The sequence below is a fragment of the Arthrobacter sp. TmtSoilC51 genome, assembly GCF_055388015.1.
Window position 1 is genome coordinate 4951861 of the sequence record NZ_AP035877.1, and the last position, 25581, is coordinate 4977441.

General features: G+C 63.8%; 24 protein-coding genes. 4 read left to right on the plus strand and 20 right to left on the minus strand.

Features of this window, described 5'->3' with window-relative positions; genetic code table 11:
- Window positions 1-97: 97 nt before the first annotated feature.
- From ACZ5G6_RS22665 to ACZ5G6_RS22695, 7 genes are read right to left on the minus strand one after another with little or no spacing between them, the layout of a single operon-like run.
- The gene (locus ACZ5G6_RS22665; RefSeq protein ID WP_498688331.1) at window positions 98-559 is read right to left on the minus strand and encodes an acyl-CoA thioesterase; all 462 of its coding nucleotides are present in this window, start codon (window positions 557-559) and stop codon (window positions 98-100) included.
- A gap of 7 nt (window positions 560-566) precedes the next feature.
- Window positions 567-1946 carry an MFS transporter gene (locus tag ACZ5G6_RS22670; RefSeq protein WP_498688332.1) on the minus strand — a complete coding sequence of 460 codons (1380 nt, stop codon included), beginning with the start codon at window positions 1944-1946 and terminating at the stop codon, window positions 567-569.
- Window positions 1947-1948: 2 nt separating this feature from the next.
- Entirely contained in the window at window positions 1949-4339 is a 2391-nt protein-coding gene (locus tag ACZ5G6_RS22675) for a bifunctional salicylyl-CoA 5-hydroxylase/oxidoreductase (protein ID WP_498688334.1), read from the minus strand.
- Window positions 4340-4353: 14 nt separating this feature from the next.
- Window positions 4354-6051 carry an AMP-binding protein gene (locus ACZ5G6_RS22680; protein ID WP_498688336.1) on the minus strand — a complete coding sequence of 566 codons (1698 nt, stop codon included), beginning with the start codon at window positions 6049-6051 and terminating at the stop codon, window positions 4354-4356.
- Window positions 6052-6111: 60 nt separating this feature from the next.
- Window positions 6112-6978 (minus strand): acyl-CoA thioesterase, encoded by an 867-nt coding sequence (locus tag ACZ5G6_RS22685; protein ID WP_498688338.1) that lies wholly within the window; start codon window positions 6976-6978, stop codon window positions 6112-6114.
- A gap of 5 nt (window positions 6979-6983) precedes the next feature.
- Window positions 6984-7466, minus strand: coding sequence for a cupin domain-containing protein (locus ACZ5G6_RS22690; protein ID WP_223935046.1), 483 nt, complete (start codon window positions 7464-7466; stop codon window positions 6984-6986).
- A 25-nt stretch (window positions 7467-7491) separates the two neighbouring features.
- Window positions 7492-8346 (minus strand): fumarylacetoacetate hydrolase family protein, encoded by an 855-nt coding sequence (locus tag ACZ5G6_RS22695; protein ID WP_498688343.1) that lies wholly within the window; start codon window positions 8344-8346, stop codon window positions 7492-7494.
- A gap of 134 nt (window positions 8347-8480) precedes the next feature.
- On the opposite strand from ACZ5G6_RS22695, the gene ACZ5G6_RS22700 reads away from it, so the two are divergent.
- Window positions 8481-8879, plus strand: a complete 399-nt coding sequence (locus ACZ5G6_RS22700; protein WP_216927234.1) for a RidA family protein — start codon at window positions 8481-8483, stop codon at window positions 8877-8879.
- Window positions 8880-8908: 29 nt separating this feature from the next.
- Window positions 8909-9253 (plus strand): iron chaperone, encoded by a 345-nt coding sequence (locus tag ACZ5G6_RS22705; RefSeq protein ID WP_498688345.1) that lies wholly within the window; start codon window positions 8909-8911, stop codon window positions 9251-9253.
- A gap of 21 nt (window positions 9254-9274) precedes the next feature.
- Here ACZ5G6_RS22705 and ACZ5G6_RS22710 read toward each other — a convergent pair whose 3' ends face one another.
- From ACZ5G6_RS22710 to ACZ5G6_RS22765, 12 genes are all read right to left on the minus strand, one after another.
- Window positions 9275-10078, minus strand: a complete 804-nt coding sequence (locus ACZ5G6_RS22710; RefSeq protein WP_498688347.1) for an IclR family transcriptional regulator domain-containing protein — start codon at window positions 10076-10078, stop codon at window positions 9275-9277.
- 78 nt (window positions 10079-10156) lie between these two features.
- On the minus strand, window positions 10157-10828 hold the full coding sequence (locus tag ACZ5G6_RS22715) for a 3-oxoacid CoA-transferase subunit B (protein WP_498688349.1): 672 nt from the start codon (window positions 10826-10828) through the stop codon (window positions 10157-10159).
- A 2-nt stretch (window positions 10829-10830) separates the two neighbouring features.
- Window positions 10831-11517 (minus strand): 3-oxoacid CoA-transferase subunit A, encoded by a 687-nt coding sequence (locus tag ACZ5G6_RS22720; protein ID WP_498688352.1) that lies wholly within the window; start codon window positions 11515-11517, stop codon window positions 10831-10833.
- A 5-nt stretch (window positions 11518-11522) separates the two neighbouring features.
- On the minus strand, window positions 11523-12743 hold the full coding sequence (locus ACZ5G6_RS22725; RefSeq protein ID WP_498688354.1) for a thiolase family protein: 1221 nt from the start codon (window positions 12741-12743) through the stop codon (window positions 11523-11525).
- A 77-nt stretch (window positions 12744-12820) separates the two neighbouring features.
- Window positions 12821-13255 carry a 4-carboxymuconolactone decarboxylase gene (gene pcaC / locus ACZ5G6_RS22730; RefSeq protein WP_498688356.1) on the minus strand — a complete coding sequence of 145 codons (435 nt, stop codon included), beginning with the start codon at window positions 13253-13255 and terminating at the stop codon, window positions 12821-12823.
- Window positions 13252-14055: an alpha/beta fold hydrolase gene (locus ACZ5G6_RS22735; protein ID WP_498688360.1), complete on the minus strand. Its 804-nt coding sequence runs from the start codon at window positions 14053-14055 to the stop codon at window positions 13252-13254. Before ACZ5G6_RS22735 ends, pcaC begins: the two co-directional genes overlap by 4 nt.
- Entirely contained in the window at window positions 14048-15463 is a 1416-nt protein-coding gene (locus tag ACZ5G6_RS22740) for a lyase family protein (protein WP_498688361.1), read from the minus strand. The genes ACZ5G6_RS22735 and ACZ5G6_RS22740 overlap by 8 nt, the downstream gene beginning before the upstream one ends.
- Entirely contained in the window at window positions 15460-16062 is a 603-nt protein-coding gene (pcaG, locus tag ACZ5G6_RS22745; RefSeq protein ID WP_498688362.1) for a protocatechuate 3,4-dioxygenase subunit alpha, read from the minus strand. The genes ACZ5G6_RS22740 and pcaG overlap by 4 nt, the downstream gene beginning before the upstream one ends.
- Window positions 16063-16066: 4 nt before the next feature.
- Window positions 16067-16936 carry a protocatechuate 3,4-dioxygenase subunit beta gene (gene pcaH, locus ACZ5G6_RS22750; RefSeq protein WP_498688364.1) on the minus strand — a complete coding sequence of 290 codons (870 nt, stop codon included), beginning with the start codon at window positions 16934-16936 and terminating at the stop codon, window positions 16067-16069.
- Between the two features lie 35 nt (window positions 16937-16971).
- The gene (locus ACZ5G6_RS22755; RefSeq protein WP_498688365.1) at window positions 16972-18843 is read right to left on the minus strand and encodes a bifunctional sugar phosphate isomerase/epimerase/4-hydroxyphenylpyruvate dioxygenase family protein; all 1872 of its coding nucleotides are present in this window, start codon (window positions 18841-18843) and stop codon (window positions 16972-16974) included.
- Complete coding sequence (locus ACZ5G6_RS22760; RefSeq protein ID WP_498688366.1) at window positions 18843-19760, minus strand: shikimate dehydrogenase; 918 nt, start codon at window positions 19758-19760, stop codon at window positions 18843-18845. The genes ACZ5G6_RS22755 and ACZ5G6_RS22760 overlap by 1 nt, the downstream gene beginning before the upstream one ends.
- Window positions 19761-19961: 201 nt before the next feature.
- Complete coding sequence (locus ACZ5G6_RS22765) at window positions 19962-20732, minus strand: IclR family transcriptional regulator (protein ID WP_498688367.1); 771 nt, start codon at window positions 20730-20732, stop codon at window positions 19962-19964.
- Between the two features lie 202 nt (window positions 20733-20934).
- Here ACZ5G6_RS22765 and ACZ5G6_RS22770 point away from each other — a divergent pair, with 202 nt between their 5' ends.
- Entirely contained in the window at window positions 20935-22257 is a 1323-nt protein-coding gene (locus ACZ5G6_RS22770; protein WP_223935061.1) for an MFS transporter, read from the plus strand.
- Between the two features lie 75 nt (window positions 22258-22332).
- Here ACZ5G6_RS22770 and ACZ5G6_RS22775 read toward each other — a convergent pair whose 3' ends face one another.
- Window positions 22333-25071 (minus strand): FG-GAP repeat domain-containing protein, encoded by a 2739-nt coding sequence (locus ACZ5G6_RS22775; RefSeq protein WP_498688369.1) that lies wholly within the window; start codon window positions 25069-25071, stop codon window positions 22333-22335.
- 272 nt (window positions 25072-25343) lie between these two features.
- Here ACZ5G6_RS22775 and ACZ5G6_RS22780 point away from each other — a divergent pair, with 272 nt between their 5' ends.
- Window positions 25344-25580, plus strand: a complete 237-nt coding sequence (locus tag ACZ5G6_RS22780) for a hypothetical protein (protein ID WP_216924635.1) — start codon at window positions 25344-25346, stop codon at window positions 25578-25580.
- Window position 25581: the final 1 nt, after the last annotated feature.

Consider the following 25581-nt stretch of genomic DNA (forward strand, 5'->3'; position numbering starts at 1 on the left):
GTCCACGATGTCCTGAGACAGAAGTGTCCATTAAGTCATGAGACTCCACAGCCCATGTTGAGCTGCAACATGGGCCTTAAATGCCATCTCGCGGGGGCTAGCCAGCAAACCGCACAGCCCGGACGAAATGCTCCGGCCAGGGCTGCGCGGCGGTGGTGCCATTGGGGACGTGGACCGTGGTGACCGTCCCGAAGGCGGCCACATCGCTGCCGTCCGACGAGGCACCTTGGTGGGTGACGCCGTCGGACGTTCCATGGACAGCATCTTCAAGCGGGTGGCCCCTGACCTCGAAGGCCATGGTCAGCGAGGTTCGGCCGAGTGCGTGGATTTTCACCGTAGCGGTGACGCGCTGGCCGAACCACAGCTTCGCCTTGTAATTGATCACCTGCTGGACGCGCGGAGCGTTGGGGAAGTAGTCGGGCAGCTCCAAGGAGCGGAAGAGTTCTGCCTCGGCGGCTTCCACCCATCGGAGGATGGCCGAATTGTGTTGGTGGCCGGAGGCATCGGTGTCCACCCACTCGACCGTCCGCTCAACGCTCGCTTCAGGAAACGCGTCCATGATTCTCCTAGCGGGTGCCGACTGCGGCGGTCTCGTCGTCCGGGTCCGTGCTTCCAGCTGCAGCCTTGGACGGAATAACCGTCGCCTCGGATTGCGGCTTCGGAATCATTGCGACGGCGGCTGCGGCCACCAATGCGATGCCGGCGAAGATCGCGAAGTTGGCCTCAAAGGGCAGCTTGGAACCTGCAATCCAGCCGCCGATCAAAGGTCCGGAGATGGCACCCAAGCGGGCGAAGCTGAGAGCCCAACCCGTGGCGGTACCGCGAACCTTCGCCGGGTAGTAGTCAGCGATGTAGCCGGTGAGGACCAGGGAAGTGGAGATGGACCCAACCCCCGCAAAGGCCACGAACAGCAGGTTGACCACCATGGTGTTGGGGAAGACGAGCAGCATGATGCCCAAGCCACCCAGAATGTAGAACACCACCAGGATGAGCTTCTTGCCGTACTTGTCCGCCGCACGGCCCAGGAGCAGGCCGCCGATAGCCGAAGCCAGGCTGAAGACCAACAGGAACGTCAGGGAAGAGCCGAGATCGTAGCCGGCCTTCTTCATGATGCTCGGCAGCCAGGTGTTGAGCCCATAAACGAGTACCAGGCCGCAGAACAGCGAGATCCAGAAGAAGACGGTGGAGCGGAGGTACTTCAGGGAGAACATCGTGGTGATGGTCTTCCACCACGGATCGGCGCTGCGCGAACCGGCCTGTGCCACCACCGCAACCGGCTGGTAATCGGCGATCTCCAACTTTGCAGCCAGGGTAGTGGCCTCCTCTTTACGCCCCTTGGACTCGAGGTACTCCAACGATTCCGGGAGGAACTTCCAAATGATCGGCAGCAGGACAATGGGCGCGGCACCAATAGCGATCACGGCACGCCACCCGCCAACCGGCAGCACAAACATCGCAGCAAGCGCGGCCGCAACGATGCCCAGCGAGTAGCCGGAATACATGAGGCCATAGTTGTAGGAACGCTTGTTTGGAGCTGAGTACTCGATGGTCAAGGCCGCGGCAACGGGGATGACGCCGCCCATGCCCAGTCCGCCGATGAGCCGGAAGAGTCCGAACAGCTCAGGCGTAGGAGCCCACGCTGCACCGGCCTGGGTGAGGGTGAAGATCACCATGGACGCCAGCAGCATCTTCTTGCGGCCCACAAGGTCGCTGAGCGTTCCGATGAACAGGGCTCCAATAAGCATGCCGATCAAGGCATATGATCCCAGACCACCAAGGGCCAGCGGGCTCAGGTTCCATTCCTTGTACTCGGCAAGGGCAGGAAGCACGGCTCCCAGGACGCCGACGTCGTAACCCTCAGCGAGGATTGCGAGCCAGCAACAAATCAACACCAAGCCGGTAGTCCGGGTGGGCACTTTCCAGTCGCTCACGGTTGAGGTGGCCACGTCTACTTCACCAGTACCGACGCTGCTGCGGATGCGGGGGTCCAGCGCAGGTGGGTGTTGAGTTCCTCGGTGTCTGGTTCCTTGAGCAGGGACAGGCGGGGACGGACTGCGTCGGTACGCGAGCTCGGCGGCTTGCGGCGGCCGGCGCGGAACTGCGGGATCCACTGGGCACCGGGGCCGTGGTATTCCTGCTCCGCTGCGGCGTGGAGTGTCCACTGGGGGTCGTAGAGGTGGGTACGGCCCAGGGCGATCAGGTCGGCGCGGCCTGCGAGCAGAATGGAGTTCACGTCGTCGTAGCTGGAGATGGCGCCGACGGCGATCACGGCCACCCCTGCCGGGGCGGCGACTTCCTGGCGGATGCGGTCCGCGAACGGAGTCTGGTAGCTGCGGCCGAACGCGGGCTTCTCTTCCTTGGCTACCTGGCCGGTGGAAACATCCAGTCCCGCGGCACCGTGCTCCACAAACGCCTTGGCGATCTCGATCGAGTCGTCGGAGGTGTTGCCGCCTTCGATCCAGTCGGTCGCGGAGATGCGTACCGTCACGGGCTTGTGGGCAGGCCACGCCGCGCGAACGGCGTCGAACACTTCCAGCGGGAACCGCAGCCGGTTTTCCAGGCTGCCACCGTATTCGTCGGTGCGTTGGTTGGAAACGGGCGAGAGGAAGGAGGAGAGCAGGTAGCCGTGGGCGGCGTGGATCTCCAGGAGGTCAAAGCCTGCCTGCTCGGCCCGGAGGGTCGCGGCGACGAACTCGTCCCTGATGGCGTCCATGCCGGCGCGGTCCAGTTCGGCCGGGGTCTGGTTCTCCGGGCCGTACGGCAGCGCGGACGGGCCAACGGTGCCCCAGTTGCCGGTGTTGAGGGGCTGGTCGATGCCTTCCCACATGAGTTTGGTGGAGCCCTTGCGGCCGGAGTGGCCTAGCTGGGCGCCGATCTTGGCGGTGGAGCGGCCGTGGACGAAGTCCACGATTTCCTTCCAGCTATCGCGCTGTTCGTCGGTGTAGAGGCCGCTGCAGCCGGGGGTGATGCGGCCGGTTTCGGAGACGCAGACCATTTCGGTCATGACCAGGCCGGCGCCGCCCAGGGCCTTGGAGCCGAGGTGGACCTTGTGGAAGTCGCCCGGGATGCCGTCGGTGGCGGAGTACATGTCCATCGGCGAGACGATGATGCGGTTCTTCAGCTCCAGTTCGCCGATGCGGAAGGGCTGGAACATTGCCGGGGCTACCTGGTCCAGGCCCTGGGAGGCGGCGAAGTTGCGGTCCACGGCGTCGGCGAATTCGGGGTCGCGAAGGCGCAGGTTGTCCTGGGTGATGCGGCGGCTGCGGGTGAGAAGGTTGAACGCGAACTGGGTGGGGTCCTGGTCCTTGTACTGGCCGATCCGTTCGAACCATTCCAGCGAGGCCTGCGCGGCGCGCTGGGTGGAGGCGACCACGGGCCGGCGCTCGGCCTCGTACGCGGCAAGGGCGGAGTCAACGTCCGGGTGTTCGTGCAGGCACGCGGCCAGCGCGAGGGAGTCTTCCATGGCCAGTTTCGTGCCGGAGCCGATGGAGAAGTGCGCGGTGTGGGCGGCGTCGCCGAGCAGGACAACGTTGCCCTTGCGCCAGCTCTGGTTCCGCACCGTGGTGAAGTTGATCCACTTGGAGTTGTTGGACAGGACCTCGTAGCCGTCCAGTTCCTCGGCGAAAATCTCACGGATCTTCGCGATCGCTTTCTCGTCCGAGACCCCGGGAGGGAAAACCTCGTTGGCGGTTTCGTCGAACCCTGCCGCGTGCCAGACGTCCTGGTGCATTTCCACGATGAACGTCGAGCCCTCGTCGGAGTACGGGTAGCCATGGATCTGCATGACGCCGAACTCGGTCTCCTTGACGAAGAACTTGAAGGCCTCGAATACCTGGTCCGTACCGAGCCACATGAACTTGTTGGTCCGCGGGTCCAGGTCCGGGCCAAACGCGTCGGCATACTTGGCGCGGATCTGGGAGTTCACGCCGTCCGCGGCCAGCACGAGATCGTAACCGGCTTCGAGTTCTTCAACAGGCGGGGCCATGGTGGAGAACCGAACGTCGACGCCGAGTTCGATGCAGCGGCGCTGCAGCAGCTCCAACAGTTCCTTCCGGCTCATCGCCGCGAAGCCCTGCCCGCCCACGGTGATCATCTGGTCACGGAAGTGGATGTCGATATCGGACCAGCGCGCGAAGCGGCGGCTCATGTACTCCGCGACCACCGGATCGGCGTTGCCGATCCCGCCGAGGGTCTCATCGGAAAACACGACGCCGAAGCCAAAGGTATCGCTTGCAGCGTTACGTTCCCAGAGGGTGATGTCGTGGGAGGGGTCCAGCTGCTTCATCAATGCTGCGAAGTACAGGCCGCCCGGGCCGCCTCCAACAATTGCAATCTTCATGGTTGTGCTCCTTCTCAAGCCTGGCTCTGGCCGGCAGGGGTAAGTTGGTCGGTTTCTGCTTCGCCCGGGTTGCCCTCGTTGGCGGGGGTGCCTTCATGGAGGAGGCCGTCGCGGAGCTTGAAGTGCTGCAGTTTGCCGCTGGGATTGCGTGGCAATTCAGTGACGAACCGGACGTCCCGCGGGTACTTGTACGGGGCGATGGTCTGCTTCACGAAGTCCTGGATTTCCTTGCGCTTCGCGGCGTCGCCTATGACGCCTTCACGCAGCACGATGAACGCGCAGACTACACTGCCGCGCTCCGGGTCAGGACGGCCGATCACGGCGTTCTCTACCACATCCGGGTGCTGGTCGATGGCCGCCTCCACCTCGGGTGCGCCGATGTTGTATCCGGAGGAAACGATCATGTTGTCCGAGCGGGCCTGGTACGTGAAGTACCCGTCCTCATCCTTGGTGAACGTATCTCCGGTGACGTTCCAGCCGTTGACGACGTAGTTCGTTTGGCGGGCGTCGTCCAGGTAGCGGCATCCTGTTGGCCCGATGACGGCCAACCGGCCAGCCTGCCCGGGACCGAGTTCCTTGCCGGCGTCGTCCAGGATGGTGGCACGGTAGCCGGGCACGGCGCGGCCTGTTGTGCCGGGCCGGATGTCATCGCCCGCGGCGGAAATGAACACATGCAGCAACTCCGTGGCGCCGATGCCATTGACCAAGCGCAGTCCCGTGGCGTCCTGGACGGCCTGCCACGTTTCCTTGGACAGGTGCTCGCCGGCAGAAACGGCCACGCGAAGGCCCCGGAGCAGGTCCCCGCGCTGCTCCTTGAGGATCGCGCGGTAGGCAGTAGGAGCAGTGAAGAGGATCGTCGCTGCGGCTGCGGCTGCGTTCTCGGCCAGCTCCACCGGCGCCGCCTTTTCGGTCAGCAGCGATGACGCTCCAAACCGCAGCGGGAAGACCACCAGGCCACCGAGCCCAAAGGTGAATGCGAGGGGCGGCGAACCGGCGAACACGTCATCCGCAGTGGGCTGCAGTATGTAACGGGCGAACGTATCTGCGTTGGCCAGGAGGTCCCGGTGGAAATGCATGGTCACCTTCGGCACACCCGTGGTGCCCGACGTCGGACCCAGCAGCGCGACGTCGTCCGCCGAGGTATCCACAGCCGTGAATTCGCCGCTCTTCGCGGCGCAGCGGGCGGTCAGGTCGCCGTCGTCGGACCCACCATACGAGAGGACAGTGACCTCGTCGCCTGCCGCGATGGCAAGCTCGTCCACGAAGCGGTGGTCCGAGATGGCAACCACCGGCTTGGTGAGCTGGATCAGCGTGGAGACTTCGGCGGACCGCAGCATGGGCATGGTGGTGACCACCACCGCGCCAGCCTTTAGAACGCCCAGCCAGGCGGCCACAATCCACGGGTTGTTGGGGCCGCGCAGCATGACGCGGTTGCCGGGCACGACTCCGAGGTCTTCGGTGAGGACCTGGGCTACTTGGTTGGCCCGCTGCTGGAGCTCACCGTAGGTCCAAACCGCGCCATCCGGCGTGCGAAGGGCGGGTCGGTCCGGGCCATAAGTCTCGACAGCGTCGTCGATCAGCACCGCCGCGGCATTCAGCCGCTCCGGGTAGTGAAGTTCGGGCAGGGTAAATTCAAGCGCCGGCCAGCTATCGGCAGGCGGCAAATGGTCGCGAGTGAACGTGTCCACATGGGCCGATGGCGTCATGCTCATGGCCGTTCCTTTCAGTGGTGCGTTAGTGAAGCTGGGGATGATGTTGAGGGGTAAAGCTGTTCAGGCGCGGATCATGCCCTCTTGGGCGACCGTGGCGAGGAGCCTTCCTTGCCGGTCGAAGAAGCGGCCCATGGCCAGGCCCCTGTTGCTTTGGCCTGATATGGCCTCTTGTGAATAGAGGACCCAGTCGTCGGCGCGGCCATCGCGGTGGAACCACATGGAGTGGTCAAGGCTGGCGGTAGCTAGCCTTGGACTGGACCAGTTGAGTCCGTTGACCCGGAGTAGCGGCTCCAGGATGGTGTAGTCGCAAACGTAGGCGAGGGCAGTGCGGTGGAGGTTGGCGTCGTCGGGGAGGCTATCGAAGGCCTTGACCCAGATTGCCTGCTGCGGCGTGGACCCGCCCTCGAGCTCAATGTATACCGGCCCCGGAATATGCCGCATGTCGAAACTACGTCCCGTAGACCAATAGTCTGCGGCTGGGCTTTCTGTGCCTTCCAGTGCTTCCGCTGCGGAGCGAAGCGATTCAGGCTCGACGGCGGCAGGAGCCTCAGGCTGGAAATCCGGTCCATCTTCGGGAACTTGGAAGGACCCCATTGCGGCATATACGGGCTTGCCATTCTGGAAGCCACGAACCGTGCGTGTGGAGTAGCCGCGGCCATCGCGCAAACGCTCCACTTCATAGCGAACCTGGGCGCCGATGTCCACGGGCCGCATGAAGTAGCTGTGCATCGAGTGGAGGTTCCTGTCGGCCTCCACCGAAAGCATCATCGCAGCTGCCGCCTGGGCCACCATGTCTCCGCCATAAGCCTTGGGCCACGGCACGTATTGGGTGGTGGCTTCGTAGGCTTCGTCGAAAACCTGGGCTTCAACGGCTGTCATCTCCACAGCCCTGAGGAAGGTCTCCGAGGTCAAGGTTCCAGTCATCATGGGGGTTATGCCCTGCGGTAGTCGGCGAGGGTCTCGTCGGCGACATCCTCGAGGTTGACCACGAGGTTCTCGGGCGTGCGGGCCGTGAGCCAGACGAGTTCTTCTGTCACGGACATGTTGGCTTCCACGTGCGGCATGAACGGTGGCACGAATACCCAGTCGCCGGCCTTCATGTCGATGAACTCCTGGTAGTTCTCGCCGAAGTAGATCCGGCCGTGGCCGCGGAGCACGTAGCCGCCGGTCTCGGCCTCGCCATGGTGGTGCGGCAGGGAACGGTATCCGGGGGTGTTGGAAACCTGGCCGAACCAGATCTTGGTCGCCGGAGTGTGCTGGATGCTCACGCCGGAGACGCGGATGCAGTCGCCCGACTGTGCGGTGTTGGTGTCTTCCGCACCGGCGCGGGTCACCACGGGGACAACCTTGCCGTCAGCGCCGGCGTAGATGGAGTTGTCGCCTTCGAGGCGGTATTCGGTGGTGGTCTGGCTCATGGGGTTCTCCTTTTGGCGGTGGGTTTTAGGCGTTGGCGTGGACCGGCGCGACCGGGGCGTGGATCCGGAACTTGTTTTCCAGCCGGCCGATGCCATCGATTTCGGTGGTGAGGACGTCTCCGTCGTTCAGGAAACGCGGTGGGGTCATGCCCATCCCGACTCCCCCGGGCGTTCCCGTGAGGACGAGGTCGCCGGGGCGCAGGGTGGTGAACTGGGAAATGTAGGAAAGGAGCTTCGCGGGGCCGAACACCAGGGTGCTCGTGTTGCCGCGCTGGACGAGTTCGCCGTTGACGTAGCCGCGGACCTCAAAGCTCTGGCCTGCTTCGTCCGCAGTCAGCATCACCGGGCCTACCGGCGTCGTGCGGTCAAAAGCCTTGCCCTGGAACCACTGCAGCGTCCGGTTCTGCCAGTCGCGCATGGAGACGTCGTTGGCAACCGTGTAGCCGGCGATTGCCGCGCGGGCTTGGTTTTCGTCGGCGCGGAACAATTCAGAACCCACGACGACGGCGAGCTCGGCTTCCCAGTCGACGCGGCCGCTGCCGTGGACTTCTACGGGGTCGGTAGCGCCCACCAGGGTGTCCGCGTACTTGGCGAAAAGGGTGGGGTACTCAGGAAGTTCTCGACCCATTTCCTGGATGTGGTCCCCATAGTTCAGTCCGCAGCAAATGACCTTGCCTGCGCGGGGCAGGAGCGGTGCGAAGTCAGCGCCGGTGATGACCGTGCCCTCGGATGCTTGCGCTTCCTGCACGATCGTCCGCCACTCCGGCAGGGCCAGGAGCGCGCCGACGTCAGTGGCCGGCAGCGCAAGGTATGTGTCCGCGCCCGTGGCGAGTGCCGCCGTCGTACTTCCGCCGGAGGTTCGCAGGGTGGCAAGTTTCATGGGTTGTGCTCCTTCGAGTTCTAATGTGTCGACTTTTTTACGATCGTCACATATGCTCAACGTAGCACGGCAGAAATGATCTGCACAGAGGCATTTCAAAAGTTTTTGCAGTTGCCACAACAAGGAGGAACAGCATGAGCCACAAGACAATCAACCCTGAGTCGCTCCCCAAGCCGTCCGGTTTTGCCCACGGCATGCTTGCCGGCAACACGGTGTTCCTGGGTGGACAGACGGCCTTGGACAAGAACATGAACATCGTGCCGGGCGGCATCGTGGAGCAGTTCACGCAGGCGTTCTCCAACGTCCTCACCACCTTGCGCGAGGCCGGGGGACAGCCCGAGGACCTGGTCAACGTGACCATCTACCTCACGGACGTGGACGATTACATGGCGAACGGCCGCGAGATCGGACGGATCTGGCGCGAAATGGCTGGTTCACAGTACCCGGCGATGGCTGGAATCGGGGTCACCCGGCTGTGGCAGAAAGAAGCCATGATCGAAATCCAGGGCATCGCGGTCATTCCGGAGCGCTAAATAGCCGGATTTTGGGGCACGATGTCCCTATGGGAACCGTCACCGAATACTTGGAGAACGTCAGCCAGGGCAACCGCGAAATCCTGGAGCGAATTGTTGGGATTGCACGCGAACTCGCGCCAGACCTGGAAGAAGGCACCAGCTACGGCATGCCTGCTCTGCTGGTTGATGGAAAGGGCTTCGTGAGCGTTATCGAAACCAAGAAGCACCTGGCACTGTACCCCTTCAGCGGACGCATCCTGCCCGAAATGTCAGAGGAGCTCGGGGGTTACTCGTGGTCGCCGGGGACTCTGCGGTTCTCTGCGGAGAACCCTGTGCCGGATTCGTTGGTACGGCGGATTCTTGAGACGCGACTGGCGGCGATCCGAAAGTAGGCGGGGGCCCAACTTGCTGCGTTAGTGCTTCGCGGACACGTCCTGCGAGATCGCGTTGGCCGTGGCCACGACTTCCTGGCGCACAGATTCAAGGTACGCGTCCGGGTCCGGCTGGGCAGCAACCGCTTGGGCTTGCAGTGACACGTTGATGGCGGCAACGTTGTCGCCATTGTTGTGGTTCCACACCGGCGCTGCGAGGGACATCAGCCCGATCTCCAGCTCTTGGTCCAACAGGCACCAGCCTTGCGCCCGGACCTGCTCGACGGCGGCCCTCAACTCGGGCACGCTGGCGACAGTTCGCGGCGTGAGCGGGATGAGTTCCGCCGTCGAGAGGTACGCCTCCAACTTGGCCTGGGGCAATCCGGCGAGCAGTACGCGCCCCATAGACGTGGCGTAGGCCGGGAAGCGCGTACCAACGGTGATGCCGACGTTCATGATGCGGCGGGTAGCAACGCGGGCAACGTAGAAAATATCCGTGCCATCGAGCACTGCGGCGGAGGTGGACTCCCCCAGTTTCAGGGAGAGTTCTTCGAGATGGGGCTGGGCCAACTGGGGCAGAGAGAGCGCCGAAAGGTACGAGTACCCGAGCTGCAGCACTTTGGCCGTCAACGCGAAGGTCTTGCCGTCTGTCCGAACGTAACCCAGTTCCACGAGGGTGTGCAGGAAGCGCCGGGCAGTGGCTCGGGTCAGGTCAGTGCGGGCCGCGACTTCGCTGAGGGTCATGACCGGGTTGTTCGCATCGAACGCCCGGATCACGGCGAGACCCCGGGCCAACGACTGGACGTACTGGTCGCTGGCCTGCGGGGCAACTGCGGAATCGCTCATGGTTACCAATCCTAGGGGGCGTTGCGGGGCCTGCTAGGGCAATAACCACGCAGAGCGGGCCCCACAACGGGAGAGGGACTAGGACTCGGCCTTCTTCAGTGGCAACGGGACCAATTCCTGGATGTCCTCGAAAGTGCAGCCGAACGTCTCGCGAACTGTCACGCCGTCGGGACCGGTGAGGAACACAGCCTTGTCCGTGTACACGCGGGTCACGCAGCCGACCCCGGTGAGCGGGTAGGTGCACTGTTCCACGAGCTTGGACACGCCCTCGCGGGTCAACAGCGTCATCATCACGAAGACGTCCTTGGCACCCGTGGCGAGGTCCATCGCCCCACCCACGGCTGGGATGGCGTCGGGGGCGCCGGTGTGCCAGTTGGCGAGGTCGCCGGTGGCGGATACCTGGAACGCACCGAGGACACAGATGTCCAAGTGCCCACCACGCATGATCGCGAACGAGTCTGCATGGTGGAAGTACGATGCCCCGGGAAGCTCGGTCACGGGGATCTTGCCCGCATTGATCAAGTCACCATCGACGTCATCCCCAAGGGCCACCGGACCCATGCCGAGCATCCCGTTCTCCGTGTGGAGCGTGATGTTCTGGTCCTCGGTGAGGTAGTTGGACACGAGTGTCGGCTGGCCGATGCCCAAGTTCACAAAGGAACCCGGCGCGATGTCGCGGGCCACCAGCTGGGCGAGTTCGTCGCGGCCCAACGGCTTCTCGGACGTCTGGATGCTTGTCTGGGTGCTCATGCTCAGGCCACCTTTTCTTTTGTTCCGGCAGAATCGACGCGGACCACGCTGTTGACGTAAATACCCGGCGTCACCACGTTCTCCGGATCCAAGGAACCCGTGGGCACGATCTCCGAGACCTGCACGATAGTGTGCTTGGCCGCGGCTGCCATGATCGGGCCGAAATTCCGTGCAGTCTTGCGGTAGACGAGGTTTCCCTTGCCATCGGCCTTGAGTGCCTTGATGAGCGCGACGTCAGCGTGGATGGGGGTCTCGAACACCTGCCACTTCCCATCGAGGAAGCGGGTTTCCTTGCCCTCAGCCAACGTAGTGCCGTAGCCGGTCGGCGTGAAGAACCCACCAATTCCGGCGCCGGCGGCACGGATGCGCTCGGCCAGGTTGCCCTGCGGAACCAACTCCAGCTCGATCTCGCCCGCGTGGTACTTCGCATCGAAATGCCATGAATCGGACTGCCGTGGGAACGAACAAATCATTTTGCGGACCCGGCCTTCCTTGATCAACAACGCCAGGCCCTGATCGCCTTGGCCTGCGTTGTTGTTCACCACGGTCAGGTCCTTCGCGCCGCAATCCATCAGCGCATCGATCAGTTCGAACGGCTGGCCGGCGTTGCCGAAGCCGCCGATCATCACCGTGGAACCGTCCTTGATGCCGGCGACAGCTTCGCCAACAGTGTCAATGAAATTCAGCATGACCCTTAGACTCCTTCTGAAACACCAGCAGAAACGTTTTCCAGCACAACGGCCAGGCCCTGCCCAACACCGATGCAGATCGCCGCAACGCCCCAGCGCTGGCCCGAGGCCTGCAATGACCTCGCCAGGGTGCCGAGGATGCGCGTACCGGAGGCACCGAGCGGGTGGCCCATGGCGATCGCGCCACCGTGACGGTTCACGATTGCGGGGTCAATCCCCCACGCGTCAACGCACGCCAGCGACTGCGCGGCGAACGCTTCATTAAGTTCGACGGCGCCAACCTGGTCCCAGCCGATGCCGGCCTTCGCGAGGGCCTTGTTGGCGGCCTCCACCGGAGCGAAGCCGAAGAACTGGGGATCGTTGCCATGAGCACCCCGACCTGCGATGCGGGCCAACGGCTCCATACCGAGGATCGACGAAGCAGCCTCCGAACCAATCCACGCCGCTGAAGCACCATCGGACAAAGGCGACGCGTTCCCGGCGGTGACCGTACCGCCGTCGGGCCCGTCAGCTTCAGGACGGAACACTGTCTTCAACCCTGCAAGCTTCTCGGCGGAGGAACCGGCACGGATGCCTTCATCCCGTACCAGATCCGTCCCCGGCACCGCAGAAACCAGAGAATCGTAGAAGCCTTCGTTCCACGCGGCGTCGGCCAGGTTGTGCGAGTCCGCAGCGAACTGGTCCTGGCGCTCACGCGTGATGCCGTACTTCTCACGCAGCCGTTCCGTGGCCTCGCCCAGGGAGATGGTCCAGTCCTTGTTCATGGCCGGGTTCACCAGCCGCCAACCCAGAGTGGTGGACGCGAGGGTCATGTCACCGGCCGGGTAGGGCTTGGAAGTCTTGGGAAGCACCCACGGCGCACGGGACATGGACTCGGCGCCGCCTACCAGGATCAGATCTGCGTCACCGGCATTGATCTGCCGCGAAGCGATAATGGCCGCGTCCAGGGACGAGCCGCACAGCCGGTTGACCGTGGTGCCCGGGATGGAGACGGGCAGGCCAGCGAGCAGGGTAGCCATCCGGGCGACGTTGCGGTTTTCCTCACCGGCACCGTTGGCGTTGCCGAACACCACCTCGTCGATCCGCTCAACATCCAATTCCGGGGCCCTGCGAACAGATTCGCGGACCACGTGCGCTGCGAGATCATCGGGACGGACTGCGGCAAGTCCGGAGCCGAACTTGCCAAAGGGCGTGCGCACGGCGTCGTACACAAAAGCCTGGTTCATGGAGTTTCTCTTTTCTACTGCCCAACTAGGTCGCAATAGTGCGCGTTTTGGACCTTCTAAACGCGCTTAAATGCGACCTAGTTGGGTTCGTTGGCGTCGATATCGGCGAATACTTGTTGGGCCGTCTTGAAGGCCGAGTTGGCCGACGGCACACTGCAATAAATGGCGGTCTGCAGCAGGATTTCCTTGATTTCGTCCCTGCTCAGTCCGTTGTTGAGGGCAGCCCTGACATGCATGGCGAGCTCCTCCCAGTGACCGTGAGCCACCAGTGCCGTGAGGGTGACGGCCGAGCGCATTTGCCGGCTCAGGCCGGGCCGCGTCCAGATGCCACCCCAGGCGATCCTGGTGATCATGTCCTGGTAGTCCTCGGTAAAGGAATCCTTGTTGGCGTTCGCCCGGTCCACGTGTGCGTCACCCAGCACTTCGCGGCGGACCACCATGCCGGCGTCGTAGATGTCCTGCGCGGTCGCATCGGGCTGCACGGCACCGTTGTGTTCAGAAACAGAGCTCATCGTCCGTTCTCCTTCATGAAAGTCCGCATCAAGTCAGCCACAACGGCCGGTGCTTCTGCGGGAGCCAAATGAGCGACACCGTCGAGCGTTTCAACAACAGCAAATCCGCCGCCCGCGGTGATACCGGAAACAACCGCCTCAGCGAACGACGGCGGCGCAACGGAATCCTCGACGCCGGCGATCGCCTGCGTGGGGACGGTGATACTGCCGAGCTGCTCGCGGACGTCGAACGCGGCGAGGGCTTCACAGCAGAACGAGTAACTGAAGCGGTCGGAGTCGCGGAGGGCGTGCAGGAGGCGGCTGCTGACCTCGGGTTGGCGATCCATGAATCCGGCAGCGAACCAACGCTGCGCGGAACCCTGGATCATCACCGGCGTGCCCTGCGCGCGCACGGTTTCGGCCCGCTCCAGCCAGCCTTCGGGAGTGCCGATCTTGGCGCCGGTGCACTGGACGGACAGGCTGCGGAGGCGGTCGCCGTGCTTGATGCCAAGTTGCAGCCCGGTGGCGCCGCCCAGCGAGACGCCCGCGTAGTGAAAGTTCGCGCCCGGGCTCACGGAATCAACAAGATCGACGACGGCGTCAGCCAGTTCCGCCATATCGAAACCTTCCGTGGCGGCTGGCGAGATGCCGTGGCCGGGGAGGTCCCATGCGACGACGTCGTACTCGTCGCCCAGGAGGGCAGCGGTTTCGGTCCAGAGCACGGTGGAGGTGCCCAGCGACGGGCCGACAACCAAGAGCGGCTTCGCTCCCAGTTCGCGCTGCGGGGAGAGCAGCACGGCCTTGACAGTTGGCTTAGCCACGAGTGGCTCCTTTCGATGGTCCAGTGAAGTCCGGGTAGGCGGCGAGGATCCGGCGGCTGATTTCGGCGGCTTCGCCGAGGTAGCTTGCGGGATCCATGAGTGCTTCGAGTTCGGCGTCGGAGAGCTTGTCCGCGGGGACCGTTTCGCGAAGCAGCTTGGTGTAGATACGGGACTGCTCGGCGGCCGGCGCCTTCAGCGTTTCGTCGACGACTGCCTGCAGCTTCTGCTTTCCATCGGTACCCAGGAGAGGTGCGACGGCGGCCACCACACCTTCGCTAAGCAGCAGCGGTCCCGAGATTTCCAGGTTGTGGCGCATGGCCTCGGGGAAAACGCGGAGGCCTTCCGTGAGCTCCCTAAGCTGTGAAGCTGCGCCCAAAGCAAGGGCCAAGAGCTGGCGGAGGGCTGGCCATTCGCTGTGCCAGGCACCGTCCGGGCGCTCGTCGTTGAAGGTTGCCGCGGCGAGGTGCAGCTGCGACGCGAGGCCGGGGGCCTGCAACGCGGCGCTGCGGACGAGCACGGAGAGCACAGGGTTCTGTTTCTGCGGCATAGCGGAAGACACGCCACGTCCGGCAGCCAGCGGTTCGCCGAGTTCGCCCACTTCGGGCCGGCTTAGGAAGAGCAGGTCCGCGGCGATCTTGCCGAAGGAATCGATGAGGGCCGCAAGCCCATCACCGAGGGCCGTAACGGCGAGGCGGTTGGTGTGCCACGGAGCTGCCACTGAAGCCAGCCCGAGCTTCGAAGCCAGGGAATCGGCAAGAGTGAACGGTGTTGAGTCCGAACCCAAAGTCAGCTTGGTGGCCGAAGCCAGCGTTCCACCTGCACCCCCGAACTGGACCGGCAACTCAAGAGATTCGAGGCGTGAAGCCGCAGCAGCAACCCCCTGGAACCACTGTGCAGCCTTGAGCCCGAACGTATACGGAAGCGCATGCTGCGTCAGGCTCCTGCCAACGCACAGCGTGTCCGCATGCTGTTCCGCCAAGGTGGCGAGCGCCGTCGTCGTGCCGTTGACGTCAACCAGCAACGCTGAAACGGTGCGGCTGGCGAGGAGCATGAGTGCGGTGTCAAGAACGTCCTGGCTGGTCAGCGAGGTGTGGACGGCCTTGCCGGCGCCACCGGAGGCGTCCAACTCCCGGACGCGCCCGCGCAAGTCACCCAGCAGGGGAATCACCGGGTTGCCTCCGCCTTGGGCGCGCTCGGCGATCGAGGCGGCATCATAGGAGCCGGCGTTGGCGGCTTCGGCCACGACGGCGGCGGAACCGGCAGGGACGAGTCCCGCCTCCTCGAGGACAACCGCCCAGGCGGCTTCGACGTCGAGGATTGCCGCGATCACGGCGCGGTCGCCCGTCAGCGCCGCCACAGCGGGCGACGCCGAGACGGGGCTAAGGAGGCCGAAGTCGCCGTTGGTCATTCTGAGGTACCCGCGTTGCCCGTTGCCAGATCAAGTGAACCGTCCTGCTGGAAGTCCAGGAACACGGTCTCGTCGCCGCCCTGCAATCGGATGTCCCAAGTGAGCCCGCCGTCGGGGTCGCGGCGCGCGATCAGCGTCTTGCGGCGCTCCGGGTCCAGGGAGCTCAGCAGCGGGTCATTGGCCAGTGCTTCCTCGTTTTCCGGCAGGTAGACGCGGGTGAAGAGACGGTTCATGAGGCCGCGTGCGAAGACGGCTACGGAGATGAACGCCGCAGCACCGGGCTTGGTGGGGCCGGGGTTAACCGTGGTGAAGGTGTAGACGCCGGAGTTGCCGACCGAGCCGCGGCCCCATCCGGTGAACGTGTAGCCGTCACGGACCAGGGAGCCGGTGCGCTGGACGATGTTGCCTTCGGAGTCCGGCTGCCAGATTTCAAGGATGGCGTCCGGGATGGTGTGGCCTGCGCCGTCGTAAACGGTTCCCTGCAGGCGGATGCTGCCGGGGCTGCCCGGAGCCAGCAATTCGTTGTCCTTGTTAAAGGGAAGGGCGTAGCCGTAGAAGGGGCCTACTGTCTGGCCCGGTGTGGGTGTCAGCTTGCTCATGTGCCTACTCCTCGTCCCCGGCATCGCCGAATGCTTCGTTTTCCGTCCACGTCCGCTTGGAACCGGTCAGGATGATGTCCCACTTGTAGCCAAGCGCCCACTCGGGGCTGGTGAGCTCATGGTCGTACTGTGCCACGAGGCGGTCGCGGGCATCCTGGTCCACGATCGACTGGTAGATGGGATCCAGCGGGAAGAGCTGATCGCCCGGGAAGTACATCTGGGTGACGATGCGCTGCGTGAACTCCGAGCCGAACATGGAGAAGTGGATGTGGGCCGGGCGCCAGGCGTTCAGGTGGTTCTTCCACGGGTAAGCGCCAGGCTTGATGGTGGTGAAGCTGTAGGAGCCGTCCGGACCGGTGATGCAACGGCCGACGCCGGTGAAGTTGGGGTCCAGCGGGGCGGGGTGCTGGTCGCGCTTGTGGATGTAGCGGCCGGCTGCGTTGGCCTGCCAGATCTCCACGAGCTGGCCGGCAACCGGGCGTCCGTCGCCGTCCAGGACGCGGCCCGCGACGATGATGCGCTCACCCTGCGGCTCGCCGTTGTGCTGGATGGTCAGGTCCGATTCCAGTGCGTGCACATCCTGGTGGCCGAACGCGGGCGAGTAGAGCTCGATTGTCTCCGGGTCCGCGTGGTGCAGGCTCTTGGTGGGGTGGCGAAGGATGCTGCTGCGGTACGGCGCATAGTCCAAGCGCGGCATGGTCTCGGGACCCTTGCCGTTCTTGAGGGCCTCGGCATAGCTGTCTGCGATGGCCTTAATCTCAGCACTGAGATCCGCCTGCGTTTCCACTTTCTTGGAATCATGCGCGGCATGTGGCTCAGCGGGAGGCACGAGCTCTTCGGATTCGAGCTGTTGTGCGGTCTGGTCTTGCGGCACAGCGCGCTCCTTTCATTGGATGGGTTCTTACGGGTTCAGTTGCGGTGGAGCGAGTCGTATTGGACGGCGTGGCGAACCGGTGCATTCGGTGCTCCGTAGCCGTCGTAGTTGCCGCGGCGTTCCACCATTTCGAAGAACACGCTGCCAACCGTGGCGGTGTAGAAGTGGAGGAATTCGCCCTTGGCGTCACGGTCGTATAGGAGGTTGAGCTCCTTGAGGGTTGCCAGGAAGCCGGGTTCGAGGTCGAATCGGGCGTCCAGGTCCTCGTAGTAGTTGGCCGGGATCTCCAGGAATTCGAGGCCGCGATCGCGTGCGGACCGGGCCGTTGCCACGAGGTCGTCCACGGCGAAAGCGATGTGTTCCTGGTAGGTCTTGCGTGCAGTCTGCGCCTGCTGGGCGGGGGCGAGATTAAGGACCAGCCTGACCGCGCCGTTGCTGGTCTCCATGACCTGCGAGCGCACCAGGCCGCTGGGGCTTGGGACCTCGGCGAAGGGCTGCGGTTCCAGGGCCAGGGCGCTGGTGTAGAAGAGGACGGCTTCGTCGAAGTGCTGCCATGGCTGGGCGAGGTTCACGTGGTCAATCACAGCGTTCTGCGCGCTGGAAACGTGCTCGAGCCCCTCACCAAACTCGTGCGTCCAGGCGGCTGTGCCATCCGGGCTGCCCTGGCAGAGGAAGATTTCGGTGGAGTCCGGCGCGGAGATGCCTTGGAAGACTTCCTCATCGGCCTGGACCTTGCGGGCAACCACCGGGGCCTTGAGCTGCTGGGCGCGAGCGGAGGCAATCACTGGAGAGTCGACGTCGAACCCCAAAGCGGCGATAGCCGGTTCCGAGTGCGACGCCGCTTGCTCGTTGATGATTACGCGGGCATGGCCCATGGTCCACAGCTGGACATCCTTGGTGCGGTGCCGGCCCTCGAATTCGAAGCCAAGCTGGCCCAGGAGCTTCTCGAGCTGGGCGGTGTCGTCGGCCTTAACCTCGGCAAAGTTGAAGCCGGCGGGCTCGTTCACCTTGGGCAGCGTGGCCAGTTCCATGGGATAACGACGGCGGGAGGCGGCTGCTGCTTCGGTTCCAGCTTCCGCGGAGGTGCTCGCCAGCCACTTAGCGCTCTGCTCCTCCAGCCAGATCAGGGAACGCATGGCATCGATGGCCGTGCGCTCAACGTCTGACTGGCGGAAGACGTCGTTGAAGACTTCGAGCGAAACCGGGCCCGTGTAGCCAGCCCGGACCACGTGGCCCATGAACTTGGCGAGCTCGAACTGGCCCTCACCCGGGAACACACGGTAGTGCCGGCTCCAGGACAGCACGTCCATGGATAGCTTGGGGGCGTCGGCAACCTGGACGAAGAAGATCTTCTCAGCGTTGATGTCCTCGATCGGCGCCGTGTCCCAGTCGCGGGAAAGGATGTGGAACGAGTCCAGGCAGGTTCCGAGGTTGGGGTGGTCCACCATCTCGACCAGGCGATGCGCGTGCTCGTAGTCGTTGACGTACTTTCCCCAGGCCAAGGCTTCGTAGGCGACCTTGACTCCATGGTCCCCGGCCAGCTCGGCGAGTTCCGCCAGCTGGGAGGCGCGGAGTTCGTCGTCGTCGATCGTTGCAGTGGCGACGTTCGAGCAGACAAGGATGGTGTCCATGCCCAGGCGGGACATGAGCTTGAACTTGGCCTCAGCCCGCCTCAGGTTGGCCTTCAGCAGGTCCGGAGTGACGCCGTCGAAATCCCGGAACGGCTGGTAGAGATCCAGGCCCAAACCCAGATCAGCGGCCATTTTCCGCACGTCCTCGGGGCTCAAGGGCGAGGTGACGAGGTCCTGCTCGAAGATCTCAATGCCGTCGAAGCCCGCGATGGCGCAGGCCTGCATCTTCTCTTTCAGCGTGCCGGACAGGCAGACCGTGGCGATTCCGGTGCGCATCAGTGGGCCGCCTTTGCCAGAGCCGGCAATTCGGTAGCGGCGAGCGCATCCTCGACGGCGATCAGCTCCAGGAAGTGGGCCCGCATGCGGTCGCGATCGGCGTCGTGGCCTGTGAAGAGCCGGAAGGCGTCGGCGGCCTGACCGACCGCCATGCGTCCGCCGTCGAGAACCTTGCAGCCCTTGGCGCGCGCTTCGCGGATCAACTGCGTCTCGATGGGGCGGTAGACGATGTCCGCAACCCAGTGCCGCGGTTCCAGGAGGTCGATGTCCAGCGGCAGCCCGGGGTGGGCGGCCATGCCGATAGGGGTGCAGTGAACCAAGCCATCGGCGAGGGGCATGATCTGCGGGAGTTCGCCCGTGCTCCGCGGCGTGACCGTGGCGGCCGGGAAGAGTTCGCCAAGTTCGGCGGCGCGCTCTGCGGCCCGGGCCGGGTCCATGTCCACCAGGTCAAGCGTGCTGACGCCGGCGGTGAGCAGGGCGTATGCGACGGCTGAACCGGCGCCGCCCGCGCCCAACTGGACCACGCGGTCCAGCTTTGCCTCCGGCAGCCCGTTGGTGAGTGCCGCGCCGAAGCCGGAGAAATCGGTGTTGTGGCCGATGAACCGGCCGTCCTGAATGAGGACTGTGTTGACGGCACCCAGGCGACGGGCGTCGTCGGAAATTTCGTCAAGGTGCTCAAGGACCAGCTGCTTGCACGGGTGCGTGATGTTCAGTCCGTTGAAGCCCATGCGTTGGGCTGCGACCAGGAGATCCCCGACGGCGGTGGCCGGCAACGCGAGTTCCAGCAGGTCGATGGGGCGGTACAGCAAGCGAAGGCCCTGCACATCGGCTTCGCGTTCGTGCATGGGCGGAGTCAGCGACGGCATGACGCCTTCGCCAATCAGGCCCACCAGAACGGACTCGGCTCGGTTGCTCATCCTAAAGCTCCTTTGACTTCAGCACCGCGGCCTTTGGCGCTTTCTGGGGCGTCGCCGGCCGGGTGATATTCAGATTACTACAAGTGTTCATATTCCGCACGCTTGTTCTTATCGCGAACATTTGCGGGGAGCTAACCCAACTAGGGGACAGATAACGTCCCAATGAGGGCTCATACCGACAGGTGCTGTCCCCCAGTTGGGTCAGCGCTGGGGCAGTCGGGCCGCGAGTTCAGCCGCGGCTTCCTGAAGTGTTGGCACGTGCGCGATGAGTTCCTCCATGGTGAGTCGGAACACCGGCACTGCCGTTGCGATCGAGGCGAAGGCGTGACCCTGCGAGTTGAGCACCGGCACGGCTACCGCACGCATGCCGATCTCGTTTTCTTCGTCCATCACGGCGTAACCCTGACGGCGAACCTGCTCAATCTCCTCGCGGAACTTGTCGCGATCGGTGATGGAGTGTTCCGTGAGCGGGTCCAACGGCAGTTCTTCGAGGAGCCGTTTCCGCTCGACCTCTTCTTCGAAAGCCACAATGGCCTTGCCCACAGATGTCGTGTGCAGGGCTCCCAGGTGGCCGGGATCGCTGGTAACGCGGAAGGTCTTGGGGCCGTCCACCTTGTTCACCGTCAAATGATGATTGCCGTCCCGCACTGAGAGGATAGTGGCCTCATGGGTCCGCTCCGTAACCCGCTGGAGGACCGGCAAGGCAGTGGCAGCAAAGCCGTGGTGGTTGGAAACGCGCTGCCCCAGCTGGAACACGCGCAGGCCCAGGTGGTACCTGCGGCCATCCGGCTCGTAGTCGACAAAGCCGTCCCGCGTCAGCGAGCCCAGGAGCCGATACGTCGTACTGAATGGCAGGCCGGCGCTCCGGGCCAGGTCGGCAGCACTGGCACCCTTCGGTTCATTGCCGAGCAGCACCAGAAGGCTCAAGGCCTTTCCGACCATGTCTGTTTTTGTGTCCTCTTTCACACTCACAGTGAAATGCTCTCATATCGTGAGAGCTATTTCTAGATGGTGGCGAGTTCTCTTGACAAGTGACCCCACTCACAGTCATTATTGCTGTATTGCACAAGTAGCTCTCACCATGTGGTTACTTTGGGGATGGTCAGGCCGCACCTCGCTCTGGTCTTCCCGTAGAAGCTAGATCCGCGACATCGTCGTCACAGAAGGAACACCCATGAGCCACACAATGCCGTCAGCGACGCCAGGCACAGTCACCCCCGCAGGAACTCCCAAGAAAGCAGCCCTCGCCAGCTTCCTCGGAAGCGCAGTGGAGTACTACGACTTCTTCATCTTCGGCTCCGCCGCCGCCTTGATCTTCCCCCACGTGTTCTTCCCGGACGCGGACACCAATGCAGCCATCATGTCCTTCGCAACCTTCGGCTTCGCCTACGTTGCCCGCCCAGTAGGCGCCGTCATCCTCGGGCACTTCGGCGACAGGATCGGCCGGCAAAAGGTACTCATGTTCACACTAGTCCTGATGGGGGCCGCGACCTTCGTGATCGGCTGCCTCCCGGACTTCAAGACCATTGGCTGGTGGGCTCCGGTCCTGCTGGTGCTTGCCCGTCTCGCCCAAGGTCTTTCGGCCGCCGGCGAGCAGGCCGGCGCCTCGTCGATGACGCTGGAGCACGCTCCGGACAACCGCCGCTCGTTCTTCACGTCGTGGACGCTGACCGGCACCCAGGGCGGCCAGATCCTGGCGGCGCTTGTCTTCATTCCAGTTCTCGCGCTCCCTGACGAGATCAAGTACGGCATCGGCTGGCGCATCCCGTTCTGGCTCAGCGCAGTAGTGGTGGTCGTGGCCTACTTCATCCGCCGTACCCTGCATGAGCCGCCGGCATTTGCAGAGGCCAAGAAGAACAACCAAATCGCCAAACTGCCCATTGCCGACCTCTTGAAGCTTCACTGGCGCGACGTCCTCCGCGTGGTGTGCTGTGCATTCATCGCCGCAGTGAGCACGGTATTCGGAACCTTGGCCATCAAGTACGCCCAGGACGTTGCCCACGTCAGCGGCACCATCACCTTGTGGCTCGTTGTGGTTGCCAACATCGTTGCCCTCGGTACCCAGCCGCTCTTCGGCATGCTCGCCGACAAGATCGGCCGGAAGCCCGTCTTCATCTACGGTGCTGTGGCCAGCGCCATCATGACTCCGGTGTTCCTGCTGACCCTCGAATCCGGCAATGTACCGCTGATGTTCCTGGTCTCCGTAGTGTTCTTCTCCTTCGGGTACGCTGCGGCCAACGCCGTGTGGCCGTCCTTCTACGGTGAAATGTTCAGCACCAAGGTCCGCTTCTCCGGCCTGGCCATCGGTACGCAGCTCGGCTTCCTCATGGCAGGCTTTGCTCCGACCATCGTCACCGCCCTCGGTGGCACCAAGCCTGGCGGCTGGGTCCAGATCTCCATCTTCACGGCAGTCATCTGTGCGATCGCAGCGGTATCAGCCCTTACGGCCCGCGAATCCGCCAAGGTTCCCACCGCGAAGCTCGGACTGCACAAGTAAGTCGCCGCAGCTGCCAGCCCAGGCAATGGAAAGCCCGGAATGTCCTCTGACATTCCGGGCTTTCCGCTGAAGTACCTACCGCGGGTTCAGCACCACTGGCATGAACTTCCCCGCACCCGTCCCGGAGTACAGCAGCAGCGTTCCGTCCCCGGCGACTCCCACCACAGAGGGGCCGCCTGTACCCGTGAACCTATTGCCGAGGGAAGCGATGCTGGAGAACATGTTCCATCCCGACCCAAGGTAGGAGCGCGCAAGGAAGCCGCCAGAGCCGTTGCCCGGGTAGAGCCAGAGCCCGCCATCGCCAGCTCGGCCAAGGAGGTCTTCCCTGCCGTCGCCATTGAAATCACCGGCCTGCAGGACCAGGTTGAACATATCCCAACCGGTGCCGATCTGCTTGCGGGCAAGGAAGCCCCCGGAGCCATTGCCAGGGTAGACCCACAGCACGCCATCGCCGGACCCGGCCACAATGTCCGGTTTTCCGTCACCCGTGAAATCGCCCGGGGCCAGCAGCTGTTCGAAGCCTTGCCATCCGGTGCCAATCTGCTTGCGTGTCAGGAACTGTCCCGTTCCATCTGTCGGGTAGAGCCACAGCGTCCCATCGGAAGCCCGGGCCACAAGGTCGGGATGCGAATCGCCGTCGAAATCGCCGGCACTCATCACCGACGTGAACTGGCCCCAGCCCCACCCAACCTGAACACGTGGAAGGAAGCTGCCCGATCCGTTGCCCGGATAAAGCCACAACGCTCCGTCAGTTCCGCGCGCCAGGATGTCGGCGGCAGCATCGCCGTCGAAATCGCCTGCTTCCCACACCTGACGGAACTGGTTCCAGCCAGTCCCGATCGCAAGCCGATCCGCGAAGCCACTGCCGTCACCCGGATAGAGGGTCATGCCCCCGCCCGCTGCTGCCGTCAGGACGTCCACGCGTTTGTCGCCCGTGAAGTCCCGGCCGCCAACGATGTCACCTACACCGTTCCAACCAGTTCCGACGGCGGCACGCGGCAGGAAGCCTCCCTTGCCATCGCCCGGGTAGACATAGAGCGTGCCATCGCCGGCCCGCGCCAGCAGACCCGGAGCCCCGCCGCCGAACGAACCTGACGCTGCCAGGCTGTTGAAAGAATCCCAACCTTGGCCGATCTGCGTTTGGGCGAGGAAACCACCCGCCCCATTGCCTGGATACAGCCACAAGCGGCCATCCGCGCCGGCGGCAATGAGGTCGCTCCGGCCATCGGCGTTGAAGTCCCCCGCCGCGACCAACTGGGTGAAGCCCTGCCAACCAAAACCGACCTGGCTCCGGGAAAGGAAGCCGCCTTTCCCATTGCCGGGATAGAGCCACAGTGCGCCATCGCTGGTCCGTGCAAGGATGTCCGCAAAGCCGTCACCGTTGAAGTCCGACGTTCCCAGGACGGCGTTGAAAATGCCCCAGCCAGAGCCGATCTGCACCGGATCATCCAGCCGGTTTCCCGGGAGGCCGCTGAAGAGAAGCAGGGAACCATCGGCTTCGCGGGAAATGACGTCGGCCAGTTTGTCGCCGTCGAAGTCGCCCGCGGAGAAACGCATGCGTGCCTTGAGTTTGGGATCTGCATTGATAGTTACGGTGGCCGAGGTAGTGGAGACGGAGTTGATCGTCACCTGGGTGCCCGTGTAGGTGGTGAAGGTGCTGCCGGCCTGCCACGCGTGATTCTTGGCGTACCAAGGCTCAGTGAAGGGGATGGTGGATGGCATGAGGATCAGCGATGAGGCGATGGTGGCGCCGCCGCGCTGGACGATCTTGACTCCCCTATTGCCGGGGGGCCTGCCATCTTCCCCAAGGTAGCTGTCGTACCCTACCGGCTGCCTGAGTTCCAGATAGTAGACCTCTTTGCTGATTGGGTCCGTGAACTTGATGGCGCGTTGTGCCTCCGTGCCGCCCCATGGCTTGAGGGTGTAGCTCTTGACGCCCGTGGCCACGCCGACATCGCGGATTTCGTCTCCGCGGCCCAGCCCTGCGTAGTCCCAGAAGCTGGAGCTCACCACCGGCTGGGCATACTGCGCAGCGCCCATGAGGTCCGTGGTGTCGCCGTATTCACGGATATAGCAAGACGTGTCCGTGAACCGCCCGGTGCTGTCCACGCCGACGTCGGAAGCTCCGCTACCGCACTGCAGCGCGTCCGCGTGCATGAGGCCAATGACGTGTCCGAATTCGTGGCTCATCACATTGTTGGAGAAGTTACTGAGCTGCGGCATGAGCACACGCCCGCTGTAGCTGCCGCTGCTGTAACCCGCGCCCAGTGCGTTTCCCGAGAGAGTCGACGTGGGAATGAAGATCACCAGCGCCGTGTACGGGCTGGCCGTCCAGTTCAGCTCAGCGGTAATGGTGGAAATGATGGTGCTGTAGCTGTCCGTGGATTTCGCTTTGGATTGGAACCCGGAGACCTTGCTGGCGACCGTCATGGACAACTTGTTGTCCGTCATCGCTTTCCAATAGCTGCTAGTGGCCGCCACTGTCTGTTCGGCGCCAGTCATGGAGACGGTGTTCATGTTGTCCGCCAGCTTTGCCGTGACCAAACGGACGCGGATATCGCCGTTCGGACCGGTTGCTGCTGCGCCGTCGCCGGGGAGGGATTCGACGCCGGTGATCTCGCCGCGGGCGGGAGCCTGTCCGGGCGGCGTCTCGAACACATGTTCCGAGTGCGGCGTTCCCTCGATGAACCGTACGTTCGGATTATCGGGTTTTGGTTCAGGCACCGCCGATGCCGGCGCCTGGACGAAAAACAGGCCGGTGGCAAATACCACCAGGCCCGTGGACACCGCGATTGAACGCCGCAACAAACCCATTGATTCTCCCGGGGACGGAGTCTGTGGTTCCTGTGAGTCTCAAGAACCGAGTTCAGGTTACCGTCGCCCCCGCGCTGGTCCGCGGAAGCAGCCACAAAGCGAAGGCGAGTCCTGCCGCAACTGGTGCGTACCGGCGTCGGGTGCTAGCCGAAACGCAAGCATCCCGGAATGCTAACCGGACCCTAACCACGCCGAAATACTCCGGCAACAATGCCCCGCCACACTGGAATAGCCGGCAAGTGCAGGCACCAGCTCCAGTTCAGGAGGACACCATGCTGAAGGAAGTCACCACTCACACAACACGAATACGCGCGATCAGCCAGCTCCACCGCGGAGACGAGATCGAGGCCCGTATGTCCGTTGGCCCCGCCTACGATGACGTGGTCATCCGCCGCGGACGGGTCCAGGAAACAGCGCCGGGAATCGGCGTCGTCTGGATCATGGACCACGTCTCCGGGATGAGGAAAGCCATCAATACCGATGAATGCAGCGTTTGGCGCGTCGCCTGAA

Coding starts and splice junctions, on each gene's coding strand:
- pcaG (WP_498688362.1), bottom strand. CDS start 16,062: ATGAGCAAGCTGACACCCACACCGGGCCAGACAGTAGGCCCCTTCTAC.
- ACZ5G6_RS22720 (WP_498688352.1), bottom strand. CDS start 11,517: ATGCTGAATTTCATTGACACTGTTGGCGAAGCTGTCGCCGGCATCAAG.
- ACZ5G6_RS22725 (WP_498688354.1), bottom strand. CDS start 12,743: ATGAACCAGGCTTTTGTGTACGACGCCGTGCGCACGCCCTTTGGCAAG.
- ACZ5G6_RS22685 (WP_498688338.1), bottom strand. CDS start 6,978: ATGATGACTGGAACCTTGACCTCGGAGACCTTCCTCAGGGCTGTGGAG.
- ACZ5G6_RS22710 (WP_498688347.1), bottom strand. CDS start 10,078: ATGAGCGATTCCGCAGTTGCCCCGCAGGCCAGCGACCAGTACGTCCAG.
- ACZ5G6_RS22705 (WP_498688345.1), top strand. CDS start 8,909: ATGGGAACCGTCACCGAATACTTGGAGAACGTCAGCCAGGGCAACCGC.
- ACZ5G6_RS22665 (WP_498688331.1), bottom strand. CDS start 559: ATGGACGCGTTTCCTGAAGCGAGCGTTGAGCGGACGGTCGAGTGGGTG.
- ACZ5G6_RS22700 (WP_216927234.1), top strand. CDS start 8,481: ATGAGCCACAAGACAATCAACCCTGAGTCGCTCCCCAAGCCGTCCGGT.
- ACZ5G6_RS22715 (WP_498688349.1), bottom strand. CDS start 10,828: ATGAGCACCCAGACAAGCATCCAGACGTCCGAGAAGCCGTTGGGCCGC.
- ACZ5G6_RS22780 (WP_216924635.1), top strand. CDS start 25,344: ATGCTGAAGGAAGTCACCACTCACACAACACGAATACGCGCGATCAGC.
- ACZ5G6_RS22770 (WP_223935061.1), top strand. CDS start 20,935: ATGAGCCACACAATGCCGTCAGCGACGCCAGGCACAGTCACCCCCGCA.
- ACZ5G6_RS22760 (WP_498688366.1), bottom strand. CDS start 19,760: ATGAGCAACCGAGCCGAGTCCGTTCTGGTGGGCCTGATTGGCGAAGGC.
- ACZ5G6_RS22755 (WP_498688365.1), bottom strand. CDS start 18,843: ATGCGCACCGGAATCGCCACGGTCTGCCTGTCCGGCACGCTGAAAGAG.
- ACZ5G6_RS22695 (WP_498688343.1), bottom strand. CDS start 8,346: ATGAAACTTGCCACCCTGCGAACCTCCGGCGGAAGTACGACGGCGGCA.
- ACZ5G6_RS22680 (WP_498688336.1), bottom strand. CDS start 6,051: ATGAGCATGACGCCATCGGCCCATGTGGACACGTTCACTCGCGACCAT.
- pcaC (WP_498688356.1), bottom strand. CDS start 13,255: ATGAGCTCTGTTTCTGAACACAACGGTGCCGTGCAGCCCGATGCGACC.
- ACZ5G6_RS22675 (WP_498688334.1), bottom strand. CDS start 4,339: ATGAAGATTGCAATTGTTGGAGGCGGCCCGGGCGGCCTGTACTTCGCA.
- ACZ5G6_RS22690 (WP_223935046.1), bottom strand. CDS start 7,466: ATGAGCCAGACCACCACCGAATACCGCCTCGAAGGCGACAACTCCATC.
- ACZ5G6_RS22740 (WP_498688361.1), bottom strand. CDS start 15,463: ATGACCAACGGCGACTTCGGCCTCCTTAGCCCCGTCTCGGCGTCGCCC.
- ACZ5G6_RS22775 (WP_498688369.1), bottom strand. CDS start 25,071: ATGGGTTTGTTGCGGCGTTCAATCGCGGTGTCCACGGGCCTGGTGGTA.